Source organism: Paraburkholderia sp. EG286B (genome assembly GCF_040965655.1).
In the GTDB taxonomy this organism is placed as follows: Bacteria; Pseudomonadota; Gammaproteobacteria; order Burkholderiales; family Burkholderiaceae; genus Paraburkholderia.
Window position 1 is genome coordinate 97,973 of the sequence record NZ_JBFRCF010000012.1, and the last position, 24,365, is coordinate 122,337.

20 protein-coding genes are annotated in these 24,365 nt (G+C 67.1%); 4 read left to right on the forward strand and 16 right to left on the reverse strand.

What is annotated here, in order from left to right; translation table 11 throughout:
• Positions 1-24: 24 nt before the first annotated feature.
• The 10 genes from araH to AB4Y42_RS25385 form a co-directional block, all read right to left on the reverse strand.
• A complete protein-coding gene (gene araH / locus AB4Y42_RS25340) occupies positions 25-1,053 on the reverse strand; it encodes an L-arabinose ABC transporter permease AraH (RefSeq protein WP_342949485.1) in 1,029 nt (342 codons plus the stop codon).
• A gap of 23 nt (positions 1,054-1,076) precedes the next feature.
• Positions 1,077-2,588 (reverse strand): L-arabinose ABC transporter ATP-binding protein AraG, encoded by a 1,512-nt coding sequence (gene araG, locus AB4Y42_RS25345; protein ID WP_324162371.1) that lies wholly within the window; start codon positions 2,586-2,588, stop codon positions 1,077-1,079.
• A 105-nt stretch (positions 2,589-2,693) separates the two neighbouring features.
• Complete coding sequence (locus tag AB4Y42_RS25350) at positions 2,694-3,695, reverse strand: arabinose ABC transporter substrate-binding protein (RefSeq protein WP_368692573.1); 1,002 nt, start codon at positions 3,693-3,695, stop codon at positions 2,694-2,696.
• Positions 3,696-3,847: 152 nt separating this feature from the next.
• On the reverse strand, positions 3,848-4,627 hold the full coding sequence (locus AB4Y42_RS25355) for an SDR family oxidoreductase (protein WP_368695698.1): 780 nt from the start codon (positions 4,625-4,627) through the stop codon (positions 3,848-3,850).
• Entirely contained in the window at positions 4,624-5,301 is a 678-nt protein-coding gene (locus AB4Y42_RS25360) for a 2-dehydro-3-deoxy-6-phosphogalactonate aldolase (RefSeq protein WP_368692571.1), read from the reverse strand. The genes AB4Y42_RS25355 and AB4Y42_RS25360 overlap by 4 nt, the downstream gene beginning before the upstream one ends.
• A gap of 107 nt (positions 5,302-5,408) precedes the next feature.
• The gene (locus AB4Y42_RS25365) at positions 5,409-6,425 is read right to left on the reverse strand and encodes a 2-dehydro-3-deoxygalactonokinase (RefSeq protein ID WP_368695699.1); all 1,017 of its coding nucleotides are present in this window, start codon (positions 6,423-6,425) and stop codon (positions 5,409-5,411) included.
• A complete protein-coding gene (locus AB4Y42_RS25370; protein ID WP_368692569.1) occupies positions 6,422-7,369 on the reverse strand; it encodes an IclR family transcriptional regulator in 948 nt (315 codons plus the stop codon). Before AB4Y42_RS25370 ends, AB4Y42_RS25365 begins: the two co-directional genes overlap by 4 nt.
• 501 nt (positions 7,370-7,870) lie before the next feature.
• The gene (locus AB4Y42_RS25375) at positions 7,871-8,260 is read right to left on the reverse strand and encodes a RidA family protein (RefSeq protein WP_028201897.1); all 390 of its coding nucleotides are present in this window, start codon (positions 8,258-8,260) and stop codon (positions 7,871-7,873) included.
• Positions 8,261-8,344: 84 nt separating this feature from the next.
• Positions 8,345-9,826, reverse strand: coding sequence for an amidohydrolase family protein (locus AB4Y42_RS25380; RefSeq protein WP_368695700.1), 1,482 nt, complete (start codon positions 9,824-9,826; stop codon positions 8,345-8,347).
• Between the two features lie 34 nt (positions 9,827-9,860).
• Entirely contained in the window at positions 9,861-10,793 is a 933-nt protein-coding gene (locus tag AB4Y42_RS25385) for a MurR/RpiR family transcriptional regulator (RefSeq protein WP_368695701.1), read from the reverse strand.
• A gap of 127 nt (positions 10,794-10,920) precedes the next feature.
• Between AB4Y42_RS25385 and AB4Y42_RS25390 the strand changes: the two genes are divergently transcribed.
• Complete coding sequence (locus tag AB4Y42_RS25390) at positions 10,921-12,201, forward strand: amino acid deaminase (protein WP_368695702.1); 1,281 nt, start codon at positions 10,921-10,923, stop codon at positions 12,199-12,201.
• 23 nt (positions 12,202-12,224) lie between these two features.
• Here the strand turns inward: AB4Y42_RS25390 and AB4Y42_RS25395 are convergent, their stop codons facing one another.
• Both AB4Y42_RS25395 and AB4Y42_RS25400 read right to left on the reverse strand, forming a co-directional pair.
• On the reverse strand, positions 12,225-12,701 hold the full coding sequence (locus AB4Y42_RS25395) for a MarR family winged helix-turn-helix transcriptional regulator (protein WP_368692565.1): 477 nt from the start codon (positions 12,699-12,701) through the stop codon (positions 12,225-12,227).
• Positions 12,702-12,788: 87 nt separating this feature from the next.
• On the reverse strand, positions 12,789-14,372 hold the full coding sequence (locus tag AB4Y42_RS25400; protein WP_368695703.1) for an MDR family MFS transporter: 1,584 nt from the start codon (positions 14,370-14,372) through the stop codon (positions 12,789-12,791).
• 123 nt (positions 14,373-14,495) lie between these two features.
• On the opposite strand from AB4Y42_RS25400, the gene AB4Y42_RS25405 reads away from it, so the two are divergent.
• On the forward strand, positions 14,496-15,371 hold the full coding sequence (locus tag AB4Y42_RS25405; RefSeq protein WP_368695704.1) for an EcsC family protein: 876 nt from the start codon (positions 14,496-14,498) through the stop codon (positions 15,369-15,371).
• Here the strand turns inward: AB4Y42_RS25405 and AB4Y42_RS25410 are convergent.
• The 3 genes from AB4Y42_RS25410 to AB4Y42_RS25420 all read right to left on the reverse strand — a co-directional run bounded on the left by AB4Y42_RS25410 (position 15,341) and on the right by AB4Y42_RS25420 (position 18,216).
• The gene (locus AB4Y42_RS25410) at positions 15,341-16,309 is read right to left on the reverse strand and encodes an alpha/beta hydrolase (protein WP_368692562.1); all 969 of its coding nucleotides are present in this window, start codon (positions 16,307-16,309) and stop codon (positions 15,341-15,343) included. The genes AB4Y42_RS25405 and AB4Y42_RS25410 overlap by 31 nt on opposite strands.
• Positions 16,310-16,451: 142 nt before the next feature.
• Complete coding sequence (locus AB4Y42_RS25415; RefSeq protein WP_069269154.1) at positions 16,452-16,886, reverse strand: CHRD domain-containing protein; 435 nt, start codon at positions 16,884-16,886, stop codon at positions 16,452-16,454.
• A gap of 199 nt (positions 16,887-17,085) precedes the next feature.
• Complete coding sequence (locus tag AB4Y42_RS25420) at positions 17,086-18,216, reverse strand: porin (protein ID WP_368695705.1); 1,131 nt, start codon at positions 18,214-18,216, stop codon at positions 17,086-17,088.
• Positions 18,217-18,301: 85 nt separating this feature from the next.
• Between AB4Y42_RS25420 and AB4Y42_RS25425 the strand changes: the two genes are divergently transcribed.
• Entirely contained in the window at positions 18,302-18,430 is a 129-nt protein-coding gene (locus tag AB4Y42_RS25425) for a hypothetical protein (protein WP_368695706.1), read from the forward strand.
• A 239-nt stretch (positions 18,431-18,669) separates the two neighbouring features.
• Positions 18,670-19,614 (forward strand): LysR family transcriptional regulator, encoded by a 945-nt coding sequence (locus AB4Y42_RS25430; protein WP_368692559.1) that lies wholly within the window; start codon positions 18,670-18,672, stop codon positions 19,612-19,614.
• A 171-nt stretch (positions 19,615-19,785) separates the two neighbouring features.
• On the opposite strand, the gene AB4Y42_RS25435 is transcribed toward AB4Y42_RS25430, so the two are convergent.
• Complete coding sequence (locus AB4Y42_RS25435) at positions 19,786-24,363, reverse strand: transporter substrate-binding domain-containing protein (RefSeq protein ID WP_368695707.1); 4,578 nt, start codon at positions 24,361-24,363, stop codon at positions 19,786-19,788.
• Positions 24,364-24,365 lie beyond the last annotated feature (2 nt).

Genomic DNA, 24,365 nt, shown 5'->3' on the forward strand with positions numbered 1-24,365 from the left:
TTCCTTATGAAACTGTCAGCGAACTCAATCGCGCGCGCCGCGGTTCTTGAGCTGGTCGAGCAGCACCGCCGCGAGCAGGATCGCGCCGCGCACGAGGTACTGATAGAACGCGTCGATGTTGAGCAGGTTCATGACGTTTTCGACCGTGCCCATGATCAGCACGCCGATCACCACGCCCGAGATCGTCGCACGGCCGCCCAGCAGCGAGACGCCGCCCAGCACGCACGCCGAGATCACGTTCAGCTCGAAGCCTTCGGCCGCATTCGGCTGGCCCGACGTGATCCGCGAGGCGAGAATCACGCCCGCGAGCGCCGTGACCGCGCCCTGGATCAGGAAGATCCACACGCGCGTGCGCTCGACCTTGATACCGGCGAGACGCGACGCTTCCGGATTGCCGCCGATGGCGAGCGTATTGCGCCCGTACACCGTCTGATTGAGCATCACGCCGAACACGATGAAGCAGACGAGCGTGACCCAGATCGGCAGTTGCACGCCGAAGAGCGAGGCCGTGCCCATGGCGATGAACGTGTCCGACGACACGCCCACGGCCTGGCCGTGCGAGGCGATGAAGCCGAGGCCGCGCACGATTTCCATCGTGGCGAGCGTGGTGATCAGCGCGTTGATGCGCAGATACGCGATCACCGCGCCGTTCACGAAGCCAATCGCGGCACCCGCCGCAACGGCCGCGACGATGGCGATGAACGTGTTGTTCGTCGCGTTGAGCACCATCGCGCAGAGCACGCCCGCGAACGCGACGATCGAGCCCACGGAAAGGTCGAAGTCGCGCGAGGCGAGACAGAACATCATCGTGCAGGCCACCATGCCGATCTGCGAGACCGACAGTGCGAGGCCGAGCATGTTCTCGATCGAGAAGAAGTGATCGACGGTCAGCGACATCACGATGAACATGACCGCGAAGATCACGATCAGGCTGTACTCGGTGATCTGCTGCCACCACTTCTGCTTGTCGGTGGGACTCGGAATCAGCGCGTCGGCGACGCTCTTGGCGGCGCTGTTGGCAGACTCGGCCGCCAGGTTTTCTCTTGCTTGCATTTCAGTCACTCCTCCCGGTCCACTCATGCAGCCTTGGCCTGCGTGCGCTTGGGCAGCGCGAGGTCAAGCACCGCGTGTTCGCTCGCCGCGCTGCGCGGCAACTCGCCCGAAATACGGCCTTCGCGCATCACCACGATGCGATCCGACACGCCGAGCACTTCCGGCAACTCCGACGACACCATCACGATCGCGCAGCCGCGCGCGGCAAGCTGGTAGATCACGTTGTAGATTTCATGCTTCGCCCCGACGTCGATGCCGCGCGTCGGCTCGTCGAGAATCACGACCTTCAGATCGGGCTCGGCGAGCCAGCGCGAAAGAATCGCTTTTTGCTGATTGCCGCCCGAGAGAAAGCGGATTTTCTGGCGGCGGCTCGGCGTCTTGATCTTCAGCAGCTTGATGAAGCGGTCCGCCGTTTCCGCTTCCTTCTTGCGGTCGAGGAACATGCCCGCGCGCAGAAAGTGGCGGCGGCAGCTGATGTTGATGTTCTCCGAGACCGTCGCCATCGCAACGATGCCCTGCTCCTTGCGGTCTTCCGGGCACAGCACGATGCCGTGGCGAATCGCGTCGCTCGCGCTCTTCACGCGAATGGTCTTGCCGTCCAGCTCGATCTCGCCCGCGCGCCGCTTGTGCGTGCCGTAGATGAGCTGCATCAGCTCGCTGCGCCCCGCGCCCACGAGCCCGAAGAAACCGACGATCTCGCCCGACTTCACCTCGAAGCTCGCCGCTTCGTTGAGCGGATGCCCTTCCACGCCACGCACGGCGAAACGCACGTTGCCATGCTCGCGCGGCGAATAGTTGTAGATGTCGCTGATCTCGCGGCCCACCATTTCGGCCACGAGCGTTTCGCGCTTCACCTCTTCGAGCTTCTCGTGCGAGGCGACCTTGCGGCCGTCGCGGAAAATCGTGCAGGCATTGCACAGCTCGTAGATCTCGTCCATGCGGTGCGAGATATAGATGAGCGCGCGATTGTCGGCACGCAGCTCGCGCACGAGCTTGAACAGCACTTCGGTCTCGCGGTGCGAGAGCGAGCTGGTCGGCTCGTCGAGCGCGATCACGCGCGCGTTGCGCAGCAGCGCCTTGCAGATTTCCACCATCTGGCGCTGCGCGATCGAGAGCTTGCGCAGTTTCGCGGCCGGATCGAGGTCCACGCCCATCGCGGCGAGACGTTCGCGCACGAACTTGCGCGCCTCGCCGCGCTTCACCCAGCCGAGCGCATTGGGCAACGCGCCGAGCAGCAGGTTTTCCGCGACGGTCAGGTCGGGCACGTACTGCAGTTCCTGGTGAATCACCGCGATGCCCGCGCCAATCGAGGCCGCCGCATCGGAGAAGTGCACCTCGTTGCCGTCCATCAGGATGCGGCCGGAATCGGGCTGATACTCGCCGCCGAGAATCTTGAGCAGCGTAGACTTGCCCGCGCCGTTCTCGCCCATCAGGCCATGGACTTCGCCTGCGTTCACCTCGAACGACACGCCGTCGAGCGCGCGCACGCCTGGGAACACCTTGCCGATATTGTCAAAACGCAGTGTCGCTGACACTTCGGTTTCCTCTCATTCGATACGCTGCGGGCGCGGCCTTCGCGCCCTTCGGGCTTGCTGGCCGCCCCGCAGCGGGAAACACCCTAACCCACTACTATCAAGCGCTTACTTCGAAGCGAGACCCATCTGCTGACGCACGCTCTCCACGTTGTCGCGCGTGGCCAGCATGCCGGTCGTCAGCGTGAGCAGCGGCGGTTCCTTGCCTTGCGTGATCCACGTGTACATCAGGTCCGAGGTTTCCTCGCCGTGGCGCTTCGGGCTGATGATGACGGTGCCGTAGAAGCCCGTCGGCTGCGGCTTCTTGAACTCGTTGAGTGCCGAGTCCGAACCGCCGATGCCGATGCCGATCATGTTGTCGGCCTTGAAGCCGCGGCCTTCCGCTGCGCGCACGGCGCCGAGCACGCCTTCGTCATTCAGCGCGTAGGCCACCCAGTGCTTGTACTGCGGGTTCTTCGTGAGCGCGATATTGGCGGCGTTGAAGGCGTTTTCCGTGTCGGTCTTCGCTTGCGGCGCCTGGACGATGTTCGCCTTCGGGAAGCCCGCGGCCACGAGCGCGTCGGTCGCGCCCGACGTGCGGTCATGCGCCGTCGGCAGCTGCTCGTAGGTCACGTCGATTGCACCGACGTCCTTCATGTCCCAGCCGCGCTTCTTGATTTCGGCGGCGATGCCGTCACCCACCTGCTTGCCGATGTTGTACGCCGAGATGCCCATGTGCGGCACCGACTCGATCGGCTTGCCCGCGCCATCGACGAGGCGGTCGTCCACCGTCATCATCTTGAGCTTGTCGGCCTTGGCCTTGGCGACGATGCCCGGTCCGAGCTTCACGTCAGGCGTGCAGATGATGAAGCCCTGCGCCTTTTGTGCGGCCAGGTTGTCGATCGCGCTCATCACCTTCTCACCCGAGGGCGCGCCGATCTTCACCAGCGTGAAGCCCTTTTCCTTCGCTGCCATTTCCGCGAACTTCCACTCGTCCTGGAACCACGGCTCTTCGGGCTGCTTCACGAGAAAGCCGATCTTCACCTGGTCAGCGGCCTGCGCGACGGGCGCTTGCGCGAACACGGCGGTAGCTGCGGCGGCCACCAGCGTCAGAAAGATGCGTCGTTGCATTTTGTCAGTCTCCTGTCTTCTTCAGTCACGGGAAGGGTATCGGCCGCCTCTTCTTTTACCCGCCGATGCGCGCGGCCAGCGCTCCGGCGGATTCCTGCGTATTCGTTCTAACCTCGCGTTCCTTCGTGCTGCGAATTACTTTTTCAAGGCGCTCATTCGTGATGGAGCGCCGTGCGGCCGCCATCGATCGTGATACAGCTCGCGTTGATGAACGGCGCTTCGTCCGAGGCGAGGAACACCGCCGTCATCGCGACTTCCTCCGGGCGGCCGATGCGCTTCATCGGCGGCAACTCGAGCGTGGCCTTGCGCGCGGCTTCCGGGTCGGGCTGCGCGTTCCACCAGTCGTGCGTAAGCTGCGTTTCGATGTAGCCCGGCGCGATGGCGTTCACGCGCACGTTCTTCGGCGCGTACTCGATCCCGAGCGCACGCGTGAGCCCGATGACGCCGTGCTTGGCCACCGGGTACGGGAAGCAGCCCGGAATGATCTGGAACGCGTGCGTCGAGGCGATGTTGATGATGCTGCCCGAACACCGCTCGACCATGCCCGGCAGCACCGCGCGGCAGCCGTTCCACACGCCGTCCAGATCGACGGCGAAGCAGCGGCGCCAGTCGTCGTCGGTCATCGTGAGCGGGTCGGCGAACACGTTGATGCCGGCGTTGTTCACGAGCACGTCGACCGGGCCGAACGCGCGTTGCGCTTCTTCCACGGCGGCGCGCAGCGAGGCGGGCTGCGTCACGTCGGTTTGCACGGCGAGCGTTCGCGCGCCGTCGCATGCGTTCGCAATCTCGCGCGCCGTCGCAGCCGCCGTCGCGCCATCGAGCTCCGCGAGCACGACAGCGGCGCCCTCGGCCGCGAACGCGCGCGCGATCGCCGCGCCGATGCCGCGTCCGGCGCCGGTGACGAGCGCGACCTTGCCCGCGAGGCGATTCACTTTTGCGCTCCTCGCACAGCTTTCCAGCCTTCGATGAAAGCCAGCGCGTTCGCGCGCGTGGCCGCCGCGTCCTGGCCCGGCTTGTAGAGCGCGGAGCCAAGGCCGAAGCCGCTCGCGCCCGCGGCCAGCTGCGGGCCCATGTTGTCGGGCTTCACGCCGCCCACGGGCAGCAGCGGCACGATCGGCGGAATCACGGCGCGCCACGCCTTCGTCACGGCCGGGCCGAGCTGCTCGGCGGGGAACATCTTGAGCGCGTCGGCGCCGTGCTTGAGCGCCGCGAACGCTTCGGTCGGCGTGGCGACGCCGGGCACGCAGGCGAGGCCCTGGAGCTTGGCGGCGAGGATCACGTCGGTATCGGCGTGCGGCATCACGATCAGCTCGCCGCCCGCTTCCCGCACGTCGCGCACGCGCTCGGTGGTGAGTACGGTGCCCGCGCCGATCATCGCGTCGTCGGGCAGCGCGTCGCGCAATGCCGCGATGCTGTCGAGCGGCTGCGGCGAATTGAGCGGCACCTCGATCAACCGGAAGCCCGCGTCGTAGAGCGCGCGGCCATGCTCGGCGGCCTCGGCGGGCTTGATGCCGCGCACGATCGCGACCATGCCGCAGGCGCCGAACGCGGCGACGAAGCCGGCGTGCGGCGTGTACGGGGCGGGCAGATTCAGTTCGGGTTCCATGTCGGCTTCCTGTTGCGTGGCTTCGTGTCTGGTTCGGTTCAGCGCATTTGCAGCGGGTTCGCAGCGGGTTCGCAGCGGGTTCGATTCATCGGCCCATCGGCACGCGTTTAGCGCGGCGTGACGAGCCCGGCCTGCACGGCGATGCGCCAAAGCCCGTGTTCGGTCGCCTGGCGCACGAGATGCGCGCCGCTGCATCCGAATGCGGCAAGCGCCATGCGGTAACGCTCGCACAGCGCCTCGGCGCCGATCAGCTGCGGCGCGCAGCCAGCGAGCGCCACGTCGCGTCGCGCCAGCGCCGCCTCGAGGCCCGCCAGTTCGTGGCCGATCACGAGGCCCGAGAGATAGTCGGGCTGCTCGTCGGCGGCGAGCTGGGCCGTGAGGCCGAGCGTGCGCGTGCTGAACGCGGTGGCGAGCAGCCCCACGCAGCCCTGCTCGCGCGCCACGCTCACGCCGCGCAGGAACGCTGCCGTGTCGGGCTCGACGGGATGCTTCATCGTGCGGCCGAGGATCGTATGCGCGCACAGCGCCGCGTAGACCTCGCCCGTCATGAAGGTATAGAAGCGCGCAATCCGCTCGCCCTCCACCACCACCCATTTCGCGTGCGTGCCGGGCAGTCCGACGAGCGCCGTTTGCGGCTCGGCTTGGTCGCCCGATGCGCCAGGCGCGCCAAAAATTTGCGTTTCCTCGCCGCGCATCACGTTGGGCAGCGCACCCGGCTCCAGCACGCCCGGCACCACGGCGACTTCGGCGCCGGATGCGGCGCGCACGCGCACGATGCCGGCCACCAGCGCCTGGGCGCTCGCGGGCGTTTCGACATAAGGCGCCTGCACCCAGCCCTGGGCGCTGCCGACCATGCCCGCGGCCAGCACCGGCAGCGAGGGCGCTTGCGCGAGCCACACGCCGCACGCTTCGTCGAAGGCGGCGTCGAAGCCGCCTTCTTCGGCGGGCACGGGCAGGTTCATGATCCCCGCCGTCGAAACGCGCGTGGCGATCACCTTGCCCGCTGCATCGAACAGATACGCGCGCAGCGAGGTCGTGCCCCAGTCGAGCGCGATGAGCGCGGCGTCGCGAGCGATCGCGGCGTCGATGGCCACGCCGCTTACAGACTTCTCGCGTGCTTTCATCGACGAATCCTGCGCGTGGTGGGCTGCGGCGCACGCCAGCCCAGTTCCTGCGAAATCGCGCGCGCCTCGCGCTGCACGACCGGAATCAGTTCGTCCATGCGCTCGAGTGGCATGTAGGGAATCGTGCTCGCCACCGAAAGCGCCGCCACGATCGCGCCGGAAGCGTCGCGCACGGGCGCCGCCACGCAGCGGATCGAAATTTCGTTCTCCTCCAGATCGAACGTGTACCCGCCCGCTGAGTAAGTCGCCATGCGCTTGAGGAAGGTATCGGGTTCGAGGCTGTGATCGGGACGGAAGCTCACGCCCGCGAGCGTGCGGCGCGACGCGTCGAACAGGTCGCGCCACGATTGCGGCGCAAGGTCGAGCATCATTGCCTTGCCGATGCCCGTGGATGCGAGCGGCATGCGGTGCCCCACGCGCGAGCGCATTTCGAGGCCGCGCTGGCCGGGAATCTTGTCGATGTACAGCACGTCGTCGCCGTCGCGCACGCCGAGGTGGATCGTGTCGAGCGTTTCGTCGGCGAGCGCCTGCAGATGCTGCCGCGCAACGGCCGTGAGCGGCATCTGCTCGAGCGCGATGGTGCCGAGTTCGATGAGCTTCGGCCCGAGCAGGTAGCCGCCCTGCACCTGGCGCAGGTAGCGCGCCTGCACGAGGCTCGAAACGAGACGGTGCGTGGTGCTGCGCGTCGTGCCGAGCACCGCGCCAAACGAGCGCAGGTCGCGCACGCCGGCGGCGGCCGCTTCGAGGATCGCGAGGCCGCGCAGGAGCGTCTGGGTGCCGGCCTGCTGCATCGAGCCGTCGAGCAACGTGCTCGCGACGCCGATTTCGTCGGCGGCGGGGCGGGCTTTCGGCTGCGCTTGCGCGGAGCTTGCCGCGGCGTTTTGCTCGGGCGCGGCCTCGTCGGGGAGGTTCGCGGCGAGTGTGGAAGACATCGCTTTGTTCATGGCGAGGGCGATGAAAAGAGACGATCGAAAGGCGCGTGCCGTCAGGCGGCGCGCGAACCGTGCTTCGGGAGACGGCCCGGCGCGCGGGCGGCCGGGGCTCGAACAGGTAGCGGCGGGCGGCGCGTGGCCGCGCAAAGCGCTGGCTGAAGCATGGCGAACGTCTCCTTTGCGGTCCGGTTCGCTCCGCGTCTTGCGCGTGCGCCGGATTTATCTGGGTCTGCCGACGATGTTTGCCGCGCAGTGCAGTCGCGGCTTATCGGATGGACTGGATTGTAGGCAGGTTTTTTCGAGTTCTCCAATATGTGATTGGGTCGCTCATATATTGGGAATATCGAACAACGGGAGTGTCATCTGCCGAATGGCTAATGAGGGACGGAACTCCGCTTCGAGAATCCCGTCGGCATGACCCCGCAAGAAAAAACGGCTGCCGGATAATTCCGGCAGCCGTTTCGTGCGGCACTCAATGAGGCTTTCGCGTATCGCTCGCCAAAAGCCGCGCCCTTACTTCCCGGCCGGCGCCTTGTAGGCCACGCAGTCGACTTCGACCTTGCAGTCCACCACCATGCTCGACTGCACGCAAGCGCGTGCCGGCGGATGCTCGCCGAAGTACTCGCGGAACACCTTGTTGAACGAGGTGAAGTCGCGCGCGTCGTCGAGCCACACGCCGCAGCGCACCACGTGCTCCGCGCCGTAGCCCGCTTCCTTCAGGATCGCGAAAAGATTCTGGATGGCCTTGTGCGACTGCTCGACGATCCCGCCGTTGATCACCTCGCCGCCTTCCATCGGCGTTTGGCCCGAGACGTATAGCCAGCCGTCGGCTTCCACGGCGCGCGCGAACGGCAGATGCTGTCCGCCCTGGCCCTTGCCGCCTTCCGCTCCAATTCGTTTCATCGTTTGCTCCTTTGAGATCGTGCGGCGCGCGCGGCTTTTTGGGCCACGCGCGCCGGGGGTCGAAATTCGATCGATAAAGCCTGCTTAAAAGCCCGTCGCCTCGGCTTGCGCCTCGCGTTTGCCGCGCGCGACGAAGTGGCCCGCGCGCTCGCCCGTGGGCTGCCCGTCGCGGTACGAAAGCACGCCGTTCACCCATACCGCATCGATGCCCTCCGCCACCTGCTGCGGCTTTTCGAAGGTCGCGGCGTCGCGCACGCGGGCGGGGTCGAACAGCACGAGGTCGGCGTGCCAGCCCACATGCACCTCGCCGCGCTGCGAAAGACCGAAACGCCGTGCCGACAGGCCCGTCATCTTGCGCACCGCCTCTTCGAGCGGCAGCAAGGCCGCGTCGCGCGCGTAGTGCCCGAGCACGCGCGGAAAGGCGCCCCACAGGCGCGGATGCGGCAGCGGATCGTTGGGCAGTCCATCCGAGCCGACCATCGTGGCCGGATGCGAAAGAATGCGGCGCACGTCGTCTTCGGACATGTTGTGGTACACCGCGCCCGCCGGCTGCAGACGCTTGCCCGCCTCCTGCTGCGACACGCCCCACTCCGCTGCGATGTCCTTGATGAGCTTGCCCGCCTGCTCCGGGTGCGGCGTGGACCACGTGATCGTGATGTCGATGTCGCCCGTCACCTGCTTGAGATCCAGCGTCGAAGAGCTGCGGCTATACGGATAGCAGTCGCACCCTACCGGCTGATACTTGCGCGCGCTTTCGAGCGACGCAAGCACCTCCGTGCTGCGCCCCCAGTTGGAAGGACCCGCGCACTTCAGATGCGAGATCACCACCGGCACGCGCGCATGCTGGCCGATGTGGTACGCCTCGTTCATCGCTTCGAGAATCGCGTCGAACTCGGTGCGCATGTGCGTCGTGTAGAGCGCGCCGGCGGCGGCGAGCGGCTGGGCCAGCGAGGCGACCTCTTCGGTCGATGCCTCGAACGCCGAGCCGTACGCGAGGCCCGTGGAAAGGCCGAGCGCGCCGTGCGCGAGCGCGTCTTCGAGTTGCGCGCGCATGGCCGCGATCTCGTCTCCGGTGGCGGCGCGCTTCAGGTCGTTCATGTGGTTGTTGCGCAGCGCCGTATGGCCGATCAGCGCGCCCACGTTCACGGCGGGCCGCGCCGCGTTCACCGCGTCGACGTACGCGGAGAACGTCGGATAGCTGAACGCGTCGCGCTCGCCGAGCAGGTTCATCGGGTCGGGCGGATCGCCCCTGAGCGTCACCGGCGACGCGCTGATCCCGCAGTTGCCGACCACCACCGTCGTCACGCCCTGGCTGATCTTGGGCAGCATTTGCGGCGCGCGGATCACGTGCGTGTCGTCGTGCGTATGGACGTCGATGAAACCCGGCGCGAGCGCGCGCCCATTGGCCTCGATCACCTCTTCCGCGAGCCAGTTCGACAGGTTGCCGATCGCGACGATGCGTCCGTCGCGCAGCGCCACGTCGCGCTCGACGGGCGGCGCGCCGGTGCCGTCGTAAAGCATGGCGCCGACAATCAGCGTGTCGGCGGCTTCGGGGTGCGAATGCATGCGCGTCTCCTCAGGATGGCTCTTGGTTGGCCGCTCAGTCACCGAGCGGCTGGCGTTCGCCGCCGCCGCGATGCGCGTCCAGCGTGTGTTTCATGCGGCGCAGCAACTCGCGGCTTTCCTCGGGTTGCGCGAGCGCCAGCTCGGTCACGAGCACGTCGAGTGCCATCATCATCGCGTAACGCGACGACGATGGCTTGTAGATGAAATCGGTCTCGCTCGCGACGATCGGCACGAGCCAGTCGGCGAGCGCGGCGAGCGGCGAAGCCGGCGCGGTGAGCGCGACGAGCTTCGCGCCGTAGTCGCGCGCGATGCGGCACGCGTCGACGAGTTCGGGCACGCGTCCTGTTACGGAAAGCGCGACGACCACGTCTTCGGGCGAGAGTGTGCTCGCCACCATGCGCTGCAGCAGGCTGTCCTGGTACGACGCCACCGGACGGCCCAGGCGCACGAGGCGAAAGCGCATTTCGTCGGCGAGCGCGCTCGAGCCGCCGCCCATGCCGAACACGTAGACCATGCGGGCCTGCGCCAGCGCCGCGGCGGCTTGCCCAAACGGCGCCTGGCACAGCAGTTCGTGGTTGCGTGCGAGCGCCGTGTGAATTTCGTCGTAGACGCGCGTGGCCAGCGGTTCGGCTTCGCCGCTGGCGTCGGCGGCGCGCGGCTTGCCCGCGCCTTCGGAAGCGCCGGCAGCCCCACCGCGCAGGAAGCGGTCGCCCACGGCGGCCGCCTGGGCGAGCCGCAGCTTGAGTTCGCGCACGTCGTGGCAGCCCACCGCCTTCGCAAAGCGCGTGACGGAGGCGACGCTCACGCCCGCGCGCTGCGCCAGCTCGCCGATACTCGCGCGCGCGGCGCTGGCAAGATCGTCGAGAATGAGCGCGGCCACGTCGCGCTCGGCCGGACGCAGTTCGGGCGCGCATTGCGCAATACGCGCGACGATGTCGAAGCGGGCCGGATCGGCGGCGGTGTTCATCGCAGGGAGTCTGTTAATAAATAACAATTCACGAAGCGATGTTACTTTGTGTACTATCTCCGAGTCAACGCCGGTTCTCAGGACTCCGGCGTAGCCGGGACGCATGAAGCATATGGAGCGAAGGGAAATGAAAGTTACAAACTATCAGAGTGCAACGATCGACCCGAACAGCAAGGGCCTTGGCAACGTACCGGGCGCGAGCGTGCCGCTCGGGGACGCAGGGCGCCTCGAATGGAATTTACTCGAAGAGGACGTGAGCCTGCCCGCTGCGGTGCTGTATGCCGACCGCGTCGAGCACAACCTCAAGTGGATGCAGGAGTTCGTCACGCGCTATGGCGTGAAGCTCGCGCCGCACGGCAAGACGACGATGGCGCCGCAGCTCTTTCGCCGCCAGATCGACACCGGCGCGTGGGGCATCACGCTCGCCACGGCGCACCAGACGCGCGCCGCCTACCGCGGCGGCATCACGCGCGTACTGATGGCGAACCAGCTCGTGGGCCGGCGCAACATGGCGATCATCGCCGAGCTGCTCAGCGATGCAACCTTCGAGTTCTTCTGCCTCGTCGATTCGGTGGAAGGCGTGGAGCACCTAGGCGAGTTCTTCCGCGCGTCGGGCCGCACGCTGCAGGTGCTGCTCGAACTGGGCGTGCCGCGCGGCCGCACGGGCGTGCGCGACACCGACACGCGCAACGCCGTGCTCGCGGCGATCGCGCGCTATCCCGACTCGCTCAAGCTGGCGGGTGTGGAAATCTACGAGGGCATCCTCAAGGAAGAAAGCGAAGTGCGCACCTTCCTGCGCGACGCGCTGAACGTCACCCAGGAACTGGCCGCCGCCGGCCGCTTCGCGCGCACGCCCGCGCTGCTTTCGGGGGCGGGCTCGGCCTGGTACGACATCGTCGCGGAAGAGTTCGCGCCGGCCACGCAGGCGGGCGCGATCGACGTGGTGCTGCGCCCCGGCTGTTACGTGACGCACGACGTGGGCGTCTACAAGCAGGCTCAGTCGCAGATCCTCACGCGCAACCCCGTGGCACGCGAAATGGGCGTGGCGCTGCTGCCCGCGCTGCAGCTCTGGGCCTACGTGCAGTCAATTCCGGAGCCTGGCCGAGCGATCATCGGCTTCGGCAAGCGCGACGCCGCGTTCGACGCGGGCTTCCCGGAGCCGTCGCGCCACTACCGCCCCGCGAACGGCGGCGCGCCGCGCGAAGTGGCGGCAAGCGAAGGCTGGGAAGTGTTCCAGATGATGGATCAGCACGCCTACCTGAAGATTCCGGCGGGCGCGGACCTCAAGGTCGGCGACATGATCGCGTTCGACATCTCGCACCCCTGCCTCACGTTCGACAAGTGGCGCCAGGTGCTGATGGTCGATGCGAAGTATCGCGTGACGGAAGTGATCGAGACGTTCTTCTGAGCGCAGCGCGCATCGGCGCGGGCTCAGCCCGCTTCGGGCGCGGCCTCCTGAGCCTGCGCTAGCGAGGCCGCCGCCGTGGCGGCCTCGCCGATGCGCGCCTCCATCATCCCCAACGCGCTCGACAGCGCCGCGAGCGCGTCGTCGGGCAGCGACATCGTCACGTTCAGGAACGCGTTGCGGCGCGGCAGCCCCTCTTCGGTCACGGCGCGGCCCGCGTCGGTCAGTGTCACGTTGGTGATGCGGTTGTCGCGCTCGTCGGCGCGGCGCGCGATCCAGCCGAGTGCCTCCAGCGCCTTCAATTGCCGCGTGAGCGCGCCCGGGTCCACGCGCAGCCGCTCGACGAGCCGCTTTTGCGACGACTCGCCGTTCTGCTCGTATAGCGCGAGCAGAATGCGCCAGCGCGGCAGCGGGTGTCCAACCTGCGCCTCGAACGCCGACATGAACGTCCGGTAGGTCCGTCCAAACTGCTGCACGATGGCGATGCGATCCTGAATATCCATGCTTTGTTTTCCTGCCGGCTTCATCGCCGCGCGTTTGCCGGGGTCCGTGCCGGGGCCTGTGCCGGTGCCCGCCAGGGGCGGAACGTCTCAATCCGCGTGAATCACGGGCTCCACCTTGCGCTGCAGCTTCACAGGCGGCACACGCCGGGTTTGCCAGATCGACACCACCGCGATCGCCGCCGCCACGGCAATGCCCAGGTGAATCGCGCCCACGAGCGCCTCGCGCGCGGCTTCGAGCAGCGGCGCGCCATTATGCCCGGCGTGCGCGAGATCGGCGATCAGTGAAGCCTGCGCGTCGCGGTTGATGAGGATCTGCGGGTCGGCGAGCTGCGGCAGCCAGTGCGTGGCGTGGTCGGCGTCGAGCGCGCGTTGCACGCCGCTCGAGTAGAGCTGCGTGACCATCGTGCCGGTGAGCGCCGTGCCGATCATGCGCAGCGACTGCAGCAGCGCGGTGGCAATGCCCAGATGCTCGCGCCCCGCGGTCTGCTGCGCGAACACGGTGAGGTTCGGCATGACGAAGCCGAGGCCGATGCCAGCCACGATCATTAGCGTCATGAGCAGGCCGCGCGGCGTGTTGCGGGTAGCGAGCGCCACGGCGAAGCAGGCTGCCGCGATCATCGCGAAGCCGATGTAGAGCATCAGGTTCGGATTGCGGATGCGTGAGACGATGCGACCATTCGCGATACTGCCGATCGTGATGAACACCACGAGCGGTGTGATGACGACGCCCGCTTCCTTCGGCGTCATGCCGAAGCCGCCCTGGAACAGGAGCGGCGCGTAGAAGAGCAGCGAAAACATCGTGAAGCCGCCCAGCACGGCGAGCGTGAAAAGCGCATTCAGGCTCGCGTTGCGGAACATGTCGACGGGCAGGATGGCCTGGGGGCAGCGCCGCTCCCATTGCCAGAGCGCCCAGCCGGCTGCCAGCGCGAGAGCGAGCAGGCCGATGGCCGACGCGGTGAGACCGCGCCCCGGCAGACGTTCCACGAAAAGCTGCAGGCTGCCGAGCGCGACCGCGATGAGGAGCGCGCCTGGCCAGTCGAGCCGCATGCGCGCCTCGTGCGCGACGTGGCGCAGATGCGGCAGATACTTCCAGACGAAAAACAGCGAAAGCAGGCCAACGGGCAGATTCACGTAAAACACGGAACGCCAGCCGTAGTATTGCGTGAGAAAGCCGCCGAGCGACGGCCCGACCGCATTGGCGATGCCGAACGCGGAACTCATGAGCACCTGCCAGCGCAGGCGCACGACCGAATCGGGGAAGAGGTCGGGAATGCAGGCGAACGCCGTGCCGACCAGCATGCCGCCGCCGATGCCTTGCAGCCCGCGCGCGATCACGAGGAACAGCATGCTGTTGGCCGCGCCGCACAGCACGGAAGCGGCGGTGAAGACGACGATCGACGCGATCACGAACGGCTTGCGCCCGTAATAGTCGCCGAGTCGCCCAAAAATGGGGACAGTAATGACCGAGGTGAGCAGATAGGACGTGGCGACCCACGCGTAAAGCTCAAAGCCGCGCAGTTCGGCGACGATGGTCGGCAGCGCGGTGCCGACGACGGTCTGGTCGAGCGCGACGAGCATCGTCACGAACGACACGCCGAGCATCGCGAGCAGCGACTCCCGGAACGGCAGAACCTGCCCGCTCGAATGGTGGGCGGCGGTATGAACGGCCATTTTTTGATCCAGCAACGGTTGACGCGTCAAAGATTTATCATCATAGCACGCTCCGATCCACTACACTGGGGCGTCGAACGGCGGCGATGCCCTCGCCGTCGTTGCTGAAAATCCGGGAGCGCAATGGAACCCACGACCGAGCCGACCGCCGCAGATCCAGCCCGCGCGGGCGCCGCCGCGGCCTTCACCGAGGCCGATCTCGACGCGCTGCGGCGCGCCAAGCATGAGCTCGAAACGCCGCCGCTCGGCATGAAGCTCGCAGCGATCGTGGGTGCGCCGGTGGAAAAGCTAATCGCGCGGCTGCCCGGCGTCGCGAACGACAAGGTGACCGACGCGACGCAAGCCGCGCTGCGCAAGTGTCTGCAACTCGCGCTGAAGACGCTCGGCAAGCAAGGCGCCCTCTCCACGGCCGAAGCGCGTGCGAGCACGAAGCCGAGCAACCTGCTGCACAAGTTCGCGGTGGCGACCACCGGCGCGGCGGGCGGCGCGTTCGGCCTTTTCGCGCTGCCGGTCGAGCTGCCCGTCACGACCACGCTGATGTTTCGCTCGATCTGCGACATCGCGCGCAGCGAAGGAGAAAATCTGGCCAGCACCGACACGCAGCTGCAATGTCTGACCGTGTTCGGCATGGGCGGCCGCTCGGCCGCCGACGACGAAGCCGACTTCGGCTATTTCATCGCGCGCGGCGCGCTCGCGAAGGCGGTATCGGCAGCGTCGTCGGAAATGGCGACCAAGGGCTTCGCCGCCCACGGCTCAACCGCGCTCCTCAAGCTCATGCAGACCGTGGCCGCGCGCTTCTCCGTGCAGGTGAGCGAGCAGGTCGCGGCGAAATCGATACCGGCCATCGGCGCGGTGCTCGGCGCCATGGTCAACACCGTGTTCATCGACCATTTCCAGCAGGTGGCGCATGGGCACTTCACCGTGCGCCGGCTCGAGCGCCGCTACGGCGAAGCCGCCGTGCACGCGGCCTATGACGCGATCGACGTCTCGCTCGATTGAGGCGGCTGCGGTTTCTCGTCGCCGCGCGCCGGCCCAGGCGTCACGCGGCGCACGAAGCTCGCGGCGACGTCGAGCGTGCGGCGCGCCTCGGGCATGAACGGCGCATAGATCGGCCAGATATGCGGCATGCCGCTGGCAATCTCGCACTCCACCGACACGCCGTCGGCGCGCGCGCGCTCGGCGACGCGGCGCGTGTCGTCGAGCAGCGTTTCGGAGCTTCCGACGAACAGGCTTAGCGGCGGCAAGCCGCGAAAGTCGGCATAGAGCGGCGACACGTAGGGATCGGTCGCGCTGGCCGATCCGAGGTAAAACGGCGCGATGCGCTTGAATACCGCGCCGCTGAACATGGGATCGCGCCCGTCGTTCTCGCGTATCGAAGCGCCCGTCGCCGCAAGATCGGTCCACGGAGAAAAGAGCACGGCGCCGGCGGGGAGCGCGTCGCCTGCGTCGCGCAAGGCGACGAGCGTCGCAAGCGCGAGCCCGCCGCCCGCCGAATCGCCGCCAATCACGATCGAGCCGGGCTGCGTTCCTCTTGCCAGCAAATGGCGGTACGCGGCCAATGCGTCTTCGAGCGCGGCCGGAAACGGATGCTCGGGCGCGAGGCGATAGTCGAGCGAGAAGACATCGGCGCCGGCGCGCTTGCCCAGACCAAACGAAATCGCGCGCTGCGAGCGCGGCGAGCAGAAGTAATAGCCGCCGCCATGCAGATAAAGGAGTGTGCGCTGCGCGGGCGAGCGCTCGCGGATGAGCCACTCGCCGCGCATCGGAACATCGGCGGCATCGTACTGCTCGCGCAAACGCCAGCCGCCCGGCACGCCCGGCGTCCAGATGCGTCTCGCCGTCAGCATGCGCACGCGTGCGACGTTGATCGACTTGCGCGTTTGCGGCAGAAAAGTGCGGCGCAAGAACCTGCAGATCAGCCTGCTTTGCCAGCTCATCGGCTCAGCCCTCCGCAGCACTCAAACCGGCCTGGACCAGGACTCGGCGGCGGTCGATCGATGGCCTCCCGCAATCAGACTTCGATCGCGGGAACGCGCGGCACGCGCAGTACGTCGAGTGAGACGAACGATCGAGAGCCGGTCAATTGGCGGGCAGCACCTGACCGCGAATCTCGCCTGACGGGTTCTGCGCCGTATGAATGTTGAAATACCATTGTCCGCCCATGAGCTGGGTCACCTGCTGCTCGTTGAGCGTGGCCGAACCCTTGATCGGACTCGCCAGCTCGCCCTTCGGAATCGGTACCTGCACATTAGCGTTCTGTCCGACCGGCGCAGGGCCGTGGAAGTGCGCGGCGGCGGCCGGGCCGGAGAGGCCTTCGTAGGTGATCGTCCAGTTCAGCGTTTTCGTAGACGTGTCGAAGGTAGCGTTGAGCATGCCGTGGCCCTGGCTCACGCGCGGCGGCACTTCGCTGGACGGTTCGAGATCGGCCTTGAGCGCGACGGTGTCGGCATACGCGGCGCTGGAGGCGAGGACACACAGAGCGAGAGCGAGCTGCAGCGGACGAAGCAAATTCATGGAATTTCTCCTGTTTTTGTGGCGCGCTGCACCAGAAGGCGCAAAACCGCGCTCTCACATGCTAGAGCAAATCCGCTGGGCGCGTCCGCTGCGCCGATGTCGGCCCAACGTAAGCTGCGTGCAACAAAAAAAGGCGCCGCGAACGGCGCCCTTCAACCCAAGTACTACCTGCCATCCGGTGTACGACGCCACCGAATTCCTAGAAGCGGTGACGAAGACCCGTCGTGATGATCCCCTGGTTCTTGCTCGACGAGACACCGCCGTCCGGCGTGTAGCCGACTTGCGTCAGGCCCACGGCGTTCGCGCCTGCCCCCCACATGCCGACGCCTTCGAGGTACACGTCGGTGCGCTTCGACAGCGCGTAGTCGGCTTGCAGCGCGAACTGGTGCCAGTGCGCCGAGTTGCTGCCGTTCGCGTCGAGCACCGGGCCGTTCGCATTCGTATAGGTGTACATCGCGCCGATGCCGAGCGCCGGCGTCAGGTTGTAGCGTGCATTGGCTTCGATATTGTTCAAGCGCAGCGAATTGCCGAGCGGGTCGTTGACGCGCGACTGCGTGAACACGACGCCGCCGATCATCGGCCCATAGATGTAGCTTGCACCCGCGCCCCAGTTACGCTGACGCTCATTCCCGCCGAGCGCGCTGAGCACGCCGAGCGTGTTCGCCATCGGCGAACCCTGGACAGCGCCCCCGCCGTTGGCATTCACGCCGTTGATCTGCGTGTAGGCCGCGCCAAGACGCAGGCCCTGGTACGCGTAGCTCATACCAGCGCTATACGCGCGGTTGACCGCGAAGCCGCCGGCCTGGTTCGAGAACGCGTAGAGGCCGCCGAACTCGAAGCCCGAGAGGTTCGGGCTCGTGTACTTGACCGAGTTGTTGAGCGAGAACGTGCCGTTCAGGTCATCGTTGTCGAGCAGGTGCGCCGTGTAGGTGCCGCCCCAGCTGCCCACCGCGGCGAGGGGAGCGACGTAGTCGATCATCGAGTCGAACTGGCGACCGAACGTGAGCGTGCCGTACTGGTCGTGCGTCAGACCGACGTATGCCTGCCGATTGAACAGGCCGCCGTTCAGCTGGCCGTTCGCGACGTTGAAGCCGCTTTCGAGGGTGAAGATCGTCTTCAGGCCGCCGCCGAGATCCTCGACGCCACGCAGACCCCAACGGCTCGCCTGAAGGTTGCCGCTCGTCATCGCGAAATCTCGGTTGCCGTCGATGTTGGTCGTGTAGGTGAGACCCGCATCAACAATTCCGTAGAGCGCGACGCTGCTTTGCGCGTACGACGCCGATGCAAAAGTCGCGGCGACTGCCGCCGCGATAGCCAGTTTCTTTTTCATATGCTTCCTTCGATGCAAGGCCTTTCGGCGAACCTGAATGCCGTCGCCGGCCTCATGCCGGCATGGCGATTCCGCAGCGCGGTGAATGAAGCGCCGCATTGATTTGCATAGCGAAGTTTATGGGCGGCCCTATTGGCGAGCCACCCGCCGTCTCGACAAAAGCCTTTTCGAATTAATTGATTCCGCTGGCGGCAAAATCCTCAAACGCCTGTGACTCAATGCTCACGACTTATCTTGTTTTTCTCTTTATCCGATCATTCCATTCGGTATCCCGATAAAGCGTTGCAGTCGGGCAACACCCCAATTCGGGATAAAGCATCATTCGGACGAGTCCCATTCCGCTCGCCCCACGTGCATCGCTAATATCCGTCCCGGCAAACACCAGTCCGTCTGTTCCAACTTCCAGGTTTTCATCGCAGTACCCATCCCCTCGTGGCCAAGCTCCCCAAAAACATGAATCAGCTTCAGGCCATGCGTGTGTTCGTCAGCGTTGCCGAGCACGGCTCGTTCGGCCGCGCGGCGATGAGTCTGAACCTGTCGAACGCGGTGGTCACCCGCTACGTGGCGTTGCTCGAAGCCCATCTGGAAACGAGGCTCATCAACCGCAACACGCGCAGCGCGTCGCTCACCGAGGCAGGCGCCGCCTATGCGCAGTGTTGCCGGCAGGTCCTCGACGATCTGGCGCGCGTCGAAACGCATATCGCGCATGGCGTGTCGGTGCCGTCCGGCGCGTTACGCGTCGTTGCGCACGCATCGTTTTCGCTGCACGATCTCACGCCGATGCTCAAGTGCTACCTCGACGCGTTCCCGAAAGTCCGGCTCTTGCTGACGCTGCTGCACCGTCCGGTCGACCTGATCGAGGAAGGATTCGACGCCGGCATCGTGGCGCCGCGTCAGGTGAGCGGCGGCACGCTGATCCGCCGCCCGCTTTTGAGCGTCGCGCCGGTCGCCGTCGCCTCCCCCGCCTACCTCGCGAGCCGTGCGGCGCCGCGATGCCCCGCCGATCTCGCCCGCCACACGCTGCTTGCGCCGTCCGCCGATATTCACGGCAACGAATGGCACTTCGAAGGCCCGGGCGGCGAGCGCAAACCCGTGCTGATCGAGCCGGCATACGCCGTGAACAACTCGGTGATGCTGCGCCAGGCCGCGATCGCGGGGATGGGCATCACGATCCTGCCAGCGAACCAGGTGGGCGCCGATCTCGCGACCGGCCGGCTCGTGCACGTGCTCGCCGGGTGGGAGATCCGCGACGCCGACAAGGAGCTCTCGCTCGTCTACCCCGGCCGCCGCCACGTTCCGGCAAAAACACGCTCGTTTGTGGATTTCACCGTCGAATGGTTTCGCCGGCACGAGACCGCCGCAACAAGCGCGATTACCAGCACTTCCTGTAATAGTTAATTGATCGAATTTATCTCGATTTCTCGTCGCGCGGCGACTAAGCTACGAACTGCGAGAAGTGACTCTTCATCGAAGGGTCTCCAAGCTTGAACGCGGCTTCGGCCGCGTTTTTTTTCGCCTGCTTTTTGCCCGCTATTGTCCTGCGCGCATCGATTTCCTGATGTACATCATTCACGCGAGCAGCGCGGCCTGCTGCTCGATTCCGACCAGCATCGCCTGGCAAGTGCGGATGAGCGCGTAGCCCTCCTCGCGCAGTTGCCCGGCAGTGTGACTGTTCATGTGACTGCGGAACGTCTCGAGTTCGGCGAGCAGCGCAGGATACTGCAGCACGCCCACCGCACCGGCGAGCCGGTGATGCCATTCGCGCAGGCGCGCGACATCGGCTTGTTCGAGGAGCGGCGGCAAGGCGTCGAGGTCGTCGCGCATCGCCGAAACGAACGAGCCGAGCAAGGTCTTCACGGTCGCCTCGCCGCCCCAAACCTGGATCATATGCGTGAGATCCAGCGCCTCGAACGTCCGTGCGCTTGCCGGCTTTTCCGCGAGCTTTCCGCCGCAACTGCCGGGCCCCGGCGAAGCCGGCTCCGCCGCCCGCGACGCGGCTTGCCCCGCCCCTTGTCCGTTCGCGCCCGCCTCGCGCGTGGCCTCGTCCTGCAGGGTGCGCTGCATGCCCTCCACGCCGAACCAGCGCGCGAGATACTCGCGCAGCGTGGCCACGCGCGTGGGCTTGACGAGGCAATCGTCCATGCCCGCTTCGCTGCACTGACTCATGTTCTCGGGCGCCGTATTGGCCGTGATGCCGAGTATCGGCAAGCGCCGCACGCGGTGCGCCTTGTGCTCCATTTCGCGTACGCGCCGCGCGAGATCGTAGCCCGATACATTCGGCATATGACAGTCGGTGATCAGGCAGCCGTATTCGCATTCGGCCAGCGCTTCGAGCGCCTTCGCACCGTCGTCGACGACGTCGCACGCGAACCCGATCAGCGCCAGTTGATGACGGATCAGCTCCTGATTCACCGGATGGTCCTCCGCCACGAGGATGAGGCGGCCGGCAGCGCGTTCCTGCTCGCGATCGGGCGCCGGGAGCGTCGTCTCGACATCGGCGGCGGGACGCGACGGGCTGGCGGGCTTGAGTGGCAGCCCCGCCAGCGCCATCGCACAAACGGCGCTCAAGCCCCGCCAGGACAACGGGTTGACGCTCACGCGCACGCCGCTCTCGGCGACGCGATAACCGCTTGGCTTCGGGTTGTCCGTCAGGCAAAGCATAGGCGCACCGGGTTTGCCCAACCGCCCGGCCAGCGCTTCCGACACGAACACCAGATCGGCCTTGTCCGCGCTCGCGGCGCGGGCGAGGTCGGCTGGTGCGACGCGGCGCATTGCCATGCCGAGCGCCGAGCCAAAATGCATCAATGCGGCGGCGATGCTCGCCTCCTCGCACGCGACGAGCGCGCGCTTGCCGCGCAGCCCGGCGGCCGCGCCGCTACGCACCTCCACGGGCAGTTCGATATGCAGCGTCAGGCAGGTGCCGCGATCGACTTCGCTCTCCAGTTCGAGCGTGCCGCCCATCAGCGCGGCGAGCTTGCGGCAGATCGTGAGGCCGAGCCCCGTGCCGCCGAAGCGTCGCGTGGTCGAGGTCTCGGCCTGCACGAACGGCTCGAAGAGCTGCGCCTGCGCTTCGAGCGCAATGCCGATCCCCGTGTCGGCCACCGCGATCGACAGCCGCTGGCAGGCACGCGCGCCGCCGCGCGCGCCGACATCGCGAGCGCGAACGTGCACGCTCACTTCGCCCGCCGGCGTGAACTTGATCGCATTGCTGAGCAGATTGAAAAGGATCTGCCGTAGCCGCACGCTGTCGCCGCGCAACTGCGCCGCGACCTCCGGCTCCACATCCACGCGCACCTTCAGCCCCTTCTCGTGCGCACGCGCGGCCAGCAGCCCGACGGCGTTGTCGACGAGTTCGCGCACGTCGAACGGCTGCGAGTCGATGACGAGATGGCCGGCCTGGATCTTCGAGTAGTCGAGCAGATCGTCGAGGATCTGCAGCAGCGCCCCCGCCGATTCGTGCACCATGTCGACCATTTGCGCCTGGTCCGGGTTCAGCGGCGTGCGCTCGAGCACCTCGACGAGACCCAGCACACCGTTCATCGGCGTGCGGATCTCGTGGCTCATCATGGCGAGGAAATCGTCCTTCGCGCGAGAGGCCGCCTCGGCGATATCGCGTGCGTGCTCGAGTTCGTCTGCGCGCGCGTGCTCGACGCTCGCATCAAGCGCATAGCCGCTCCAGACGATCGCGCCGTCCTCGGCGCGGCGCGGCGCGAACTCCGCGCGCACCCACACGAACCCGGCCGCGCCCTGAAAGCGGAACTCGGCGTGCACGGGTATGAACCGGCGTGCCGAGCGTTCGAGCCGCGAGGCAAGGCGCGCGCGGTCATGTCGCCCCACCCGCGAGAGATCGACCGATTGCGCGCGGCGAAGCTCTTCCACGGTGTCGCCGAGGAGCCGCTGCGTGTCGCCGCCAATGTACGGAAACGAGTAGCGGCCATCGGGCGAGCGGCGCAACTGGAACACGATCGCGGGCAGCGACCCCGTCACCTCCGAGAGAAGCCGCTCCGATTCGCGTTCGCGCAACTCGGCGCGGCGAATGTCGGTGACGTCGATCATCGTGCCGAGCACGCAGAACGGCGCGCCGTGGAGGTCGCGGCACAGGCGCGTCCAGAAAATGCCATGACGCGGCTCCCCGGGCGCACTCTCCAACGTCAACTCGACACGCTGGCTCTCCCCCTCGACGATCGTGAGCCGGTAGAGATCGTCCATGCGGCGGCTGTTTTCGGGCCCCCACGCCATCACGGCCGAACCCGTGCGCCCGAGCACCCGGGCGCGCGCGAGGCCCGTCGATTCTTCGTAGGCGCGATTGACCGCGAGGTAGCGGTTTTCGAGATCCCGCGCACCGAGCGGATACGGGATCATCTCCATCATCGTGTCCTGCAGTTCCACCTGGCGCGCGAGCACCTGCTCCGCGCGCCGCCGCCGGTGCATTTCGCGCTGGAGCAACACGTAGGCGCGCAGCGTGACGAGCAGCAGCACGCCGAACACGATCAGGAGCGGCAGGAGCCGCAGCGCGTTCACGCTCCAGCCGCCAGCCTGGGTGGAGACGGCTGCGGTCCAGCGATTGCGGATGCGCTGCTGTTCGACGGGCGGCATCGCGTCGAGCGCGCGATTGATGAGCCGCGCGAGCGGGGCGAGGTCGCAGCGCACGGCAAATGCAGTCGAATCGTCGACGCCCACCGCTCCCAGCACCTTCAGCGAGTCGAGATAGGTGCCGCTGAGCGGCGCGTCTAGCGCGGCCGCGTTGCCCACCAGCACATCGGCCTCGTGGCGCACGACCATGGCGAGTCCCGCGTCGAGGCTTGCAGTGCGCAGGACCTGCGTACCCCGCAGCTCCTGCATGGCCGGCGTGTGCGGCGCCAGCACGATGCGGCGGCCCGCAAAGTCGGCCAGCGAGCGCGCCATCGGTTCGTCGCGGCGCCCCACCATGACGAGCGGATAGTGCTCGAACGCTTCCGTGTAGACGACGCCTGAGCCGAACACGCCATCGCCCACCGAGGTTGCGGCGAGCGCGATCTCGCCGCGCTGCATTGCGTCTCCAGCGCTTGTCCACGGAGAAACAGGCACGCGCTCGAAGGTCACGCCGAGGGTGCGCCCCAGATAGCCGAGATAGTCGACGGCCATGCCCGACGATTCGCCGGCCTTGCTCGTGAAGCTGAACGGGAGCCAGCCGCTGTCGTAGCCGACTTTCAGCGGCGACAAGGCACGCAGCCACGCGCGCTCGTCGGCGCTCAGGCTGAACCCGGCCGGCGAGGCCTGTCCCGGCGCGTCGCCCTGGAACCAGCGTGCCCGCTCGGCCGCCGCCGCGGCAGGCCGCACGTCGGCAAGCAGGAGGTCCAGCCGGTCGCGCAGATCCGGCCTGGAGACCGGCACGGCGTATCGCAACTCGCGCACGCGCTCGCGCTCCTCGAAGGCGACGCGCAGATCGCCGAATGCTTCGAGCGTGAGCTGATAGCGCGCCACGGGCGAAAAGCCTGCGTAGACGTCGGCCTGACCCTGAGCGATGGCACGCAGCGCCGCCTGCGTGCTCGCGAAGGTTTCGAAGTGTGCCTGCGCGAAGCGCTCGCGCAATACCGATTCGAGGGCGTCGCCGCGCTCGACTGCAAACGTCGCACGCGCGAGGCGGGCCGGCTGGGTCGCGAGCGCGGTATTCCCGGCACGCGTGACAAATGCCGTGGTGCCGCTCAGATACGGCACCGTGAAAGCGAGACAGCGCTCGCGCAACGGCGTGCGCGCAACGCTCATCACGATGTCGATATCGCCTGCGCAGGCCGCCGCGAGCAACGCCGGCATGTCTGCGAAGACGCGCGGCTCAAGCATGACGCCGGCACCGGCGAGAAGGCGCAGATAGTCGGCGCTGAAGCCGGTGAGCGTGGCGCCGTCGAGCACTTCGAGCGGCGGCCGCCCCCCCTCGACCACGCCGACGACGAGCTCTCGCGGCAACGTCGGGGCGACCTGCCGCGAGAGCTCGACGCCCTCGTTTGTCCGCTCACACGAAGTCGCGGCGCTGGCCGCCGCCGCGGAAAACGCGAGCAGCCATGCCGCAGCGAGCGCGCCGAGGCAGGCGGACACGCACGCGAGTCCGCGCGCCCGCCACGATGCAGCCGGGCGCGCGCGAAGACGGAAGATGCGGTGAAGCGACTTCATTG

What these genes read in the sequence shown, in the direction of transcription:
- araH (WP_342949485.1), bottom strand. Translation starts at nt 1,053, where the DNA reads ATGCAAGCAAGAGAAAACCTGGCGGCCGAGTCTGCCAACAGCGCCGCC.
- AB4Y42_RS25350 (WP_368692573.1), bottom strand. Translation starts at nt 3,695, where the DNA reads ATGCAACGACGCATCTTTCTGACGCTGGTGGCCGCCGCAGCTACCGCC.
- AB4Y42_RS25360 (WP_368692571.1), bottom strand. Translation starts at nt 5,301, where the DNA reads ATGGAACCCGAACTGAATCTGCCCGCCCCGTACACGCCGCACGCCGGC.
- AB4Y42_RS25365 (WP_368695699.1), bottom strand. Translation starts at nt 6,425, where the DNA reads ATGAAAGCACGCGAGAAGTCTGTAAGCGGCGTGGCCATCGACGCCGCG.
- AB4Y42_RS25370 (WP_368692569.1), bottom strand. Translation starts at nt 7,369, where the DNA reads ATGAACAAAGCGATGTCTTCCACACTCGCCGCGAACCTCCCCGACGAG.
- AB4Y42_RS25375 (WP_028201897.1), bottom strand. Translation starts at nt 8,260, where the DNA reads ATGAAACGAATTGGAGCGGAAGGCGGCAAGGGCCAGGGCGGACAGCAT.
- AB4Y42_RS25380 (WP_368695700.1), bottom strand. Translation starts at nt 9,826, where the DNA reads ATGCATTCGCACCCCGAAGCCGCCGACACGCTGATTGTCGGCGCCATG.
- AB4Y42_RS25385 (WP_368695701.1), bottom strand. Translation starts at nt 10,793, where the DNA reads ATGAACACCGCCGCCGATCCGGCCCGCTTCGACATCGTCGCGCGTATT.
- AB4Y42_RS25390 (WP_368695702.1), top strand. Translation starts at nt 10,921, where the DNA reads ATGAAAGTTACAAACTATCAGAGTGCAACGATCGACCCGAACAGCAAG.
- AB4Y42_RS25395 (WP_368692565.1), bottom strand. Translation starts at nt 12,701, where the DNA reads ATGGATATTCAGGATCGCATCGCCATCGTGCAGCAGTTTGGACGGACC.
- AB4Y42_RS25400 (WP_368695703.1), bottom strand. Translation starts at nt 14,372, where the DNA reads ATGGCCGTTCATACCGCCGCCCACCATTCGAGCGGGCAGGTTCTGCCG.
- AB4Y42_RS25405 (WP_368695704.1), top strand. Translation starts at nt 14,496, where the DNA reads ATGGAACCCACGACCGAGCCGACCGCCGCAGATCCAGCCCGCGCGGGC.
- AB4Y42_RS25410 (WP_368692562.1), bottom strand. Translation starts at nt 16,309, where the DNA reads ATGAGCTGGCAAAGCAGGCTGATCTGCAGGTTCTTGCGCCGCACTTTT.
- AB4Y42_RS25415 (WP_069269154.1), bottom strand. Translation starts at nt 16,886, where the DNA reads ATGAATTTGCTTCGTCCGCTGCAGCTCGCTCTCGCTCTGTGTGTCCTC.
- AB4Y42_RS25420 (WP_368695705.1), bottom strand. Translation starts at nt 18,216, where the DNA reads ATGAAAAAGAAACTGGCTATCGCGGCGGCAGTCGCCGCGACTTTTGCA.
- AB4Y42_RS25425 (WP_368695706.1), top strand. Translation starts at nt 18,302, where the DNA reads ATGAAGCGCCGCATTGATTTGCATAGCGAAGTTTATGGGCGGCCCTAT.
- AB4Y42_RS25430 (WP_368692559.1), top strand. Translation starts at nt 18,670, where the DNA reads ATGAATCAGCTTCAGGCCATGCGTGTGTTCGTCAGCGTTGCCGAGCAC.
- AB4Y42_RS25435 (WP_368695707.1), bottom strand. Translation starts at nt 24,363, where the DNA reads ATGAAGTCGCTTCACCGCATCTTCCGTCTTCGCGCGCGCCCGGCTGCA.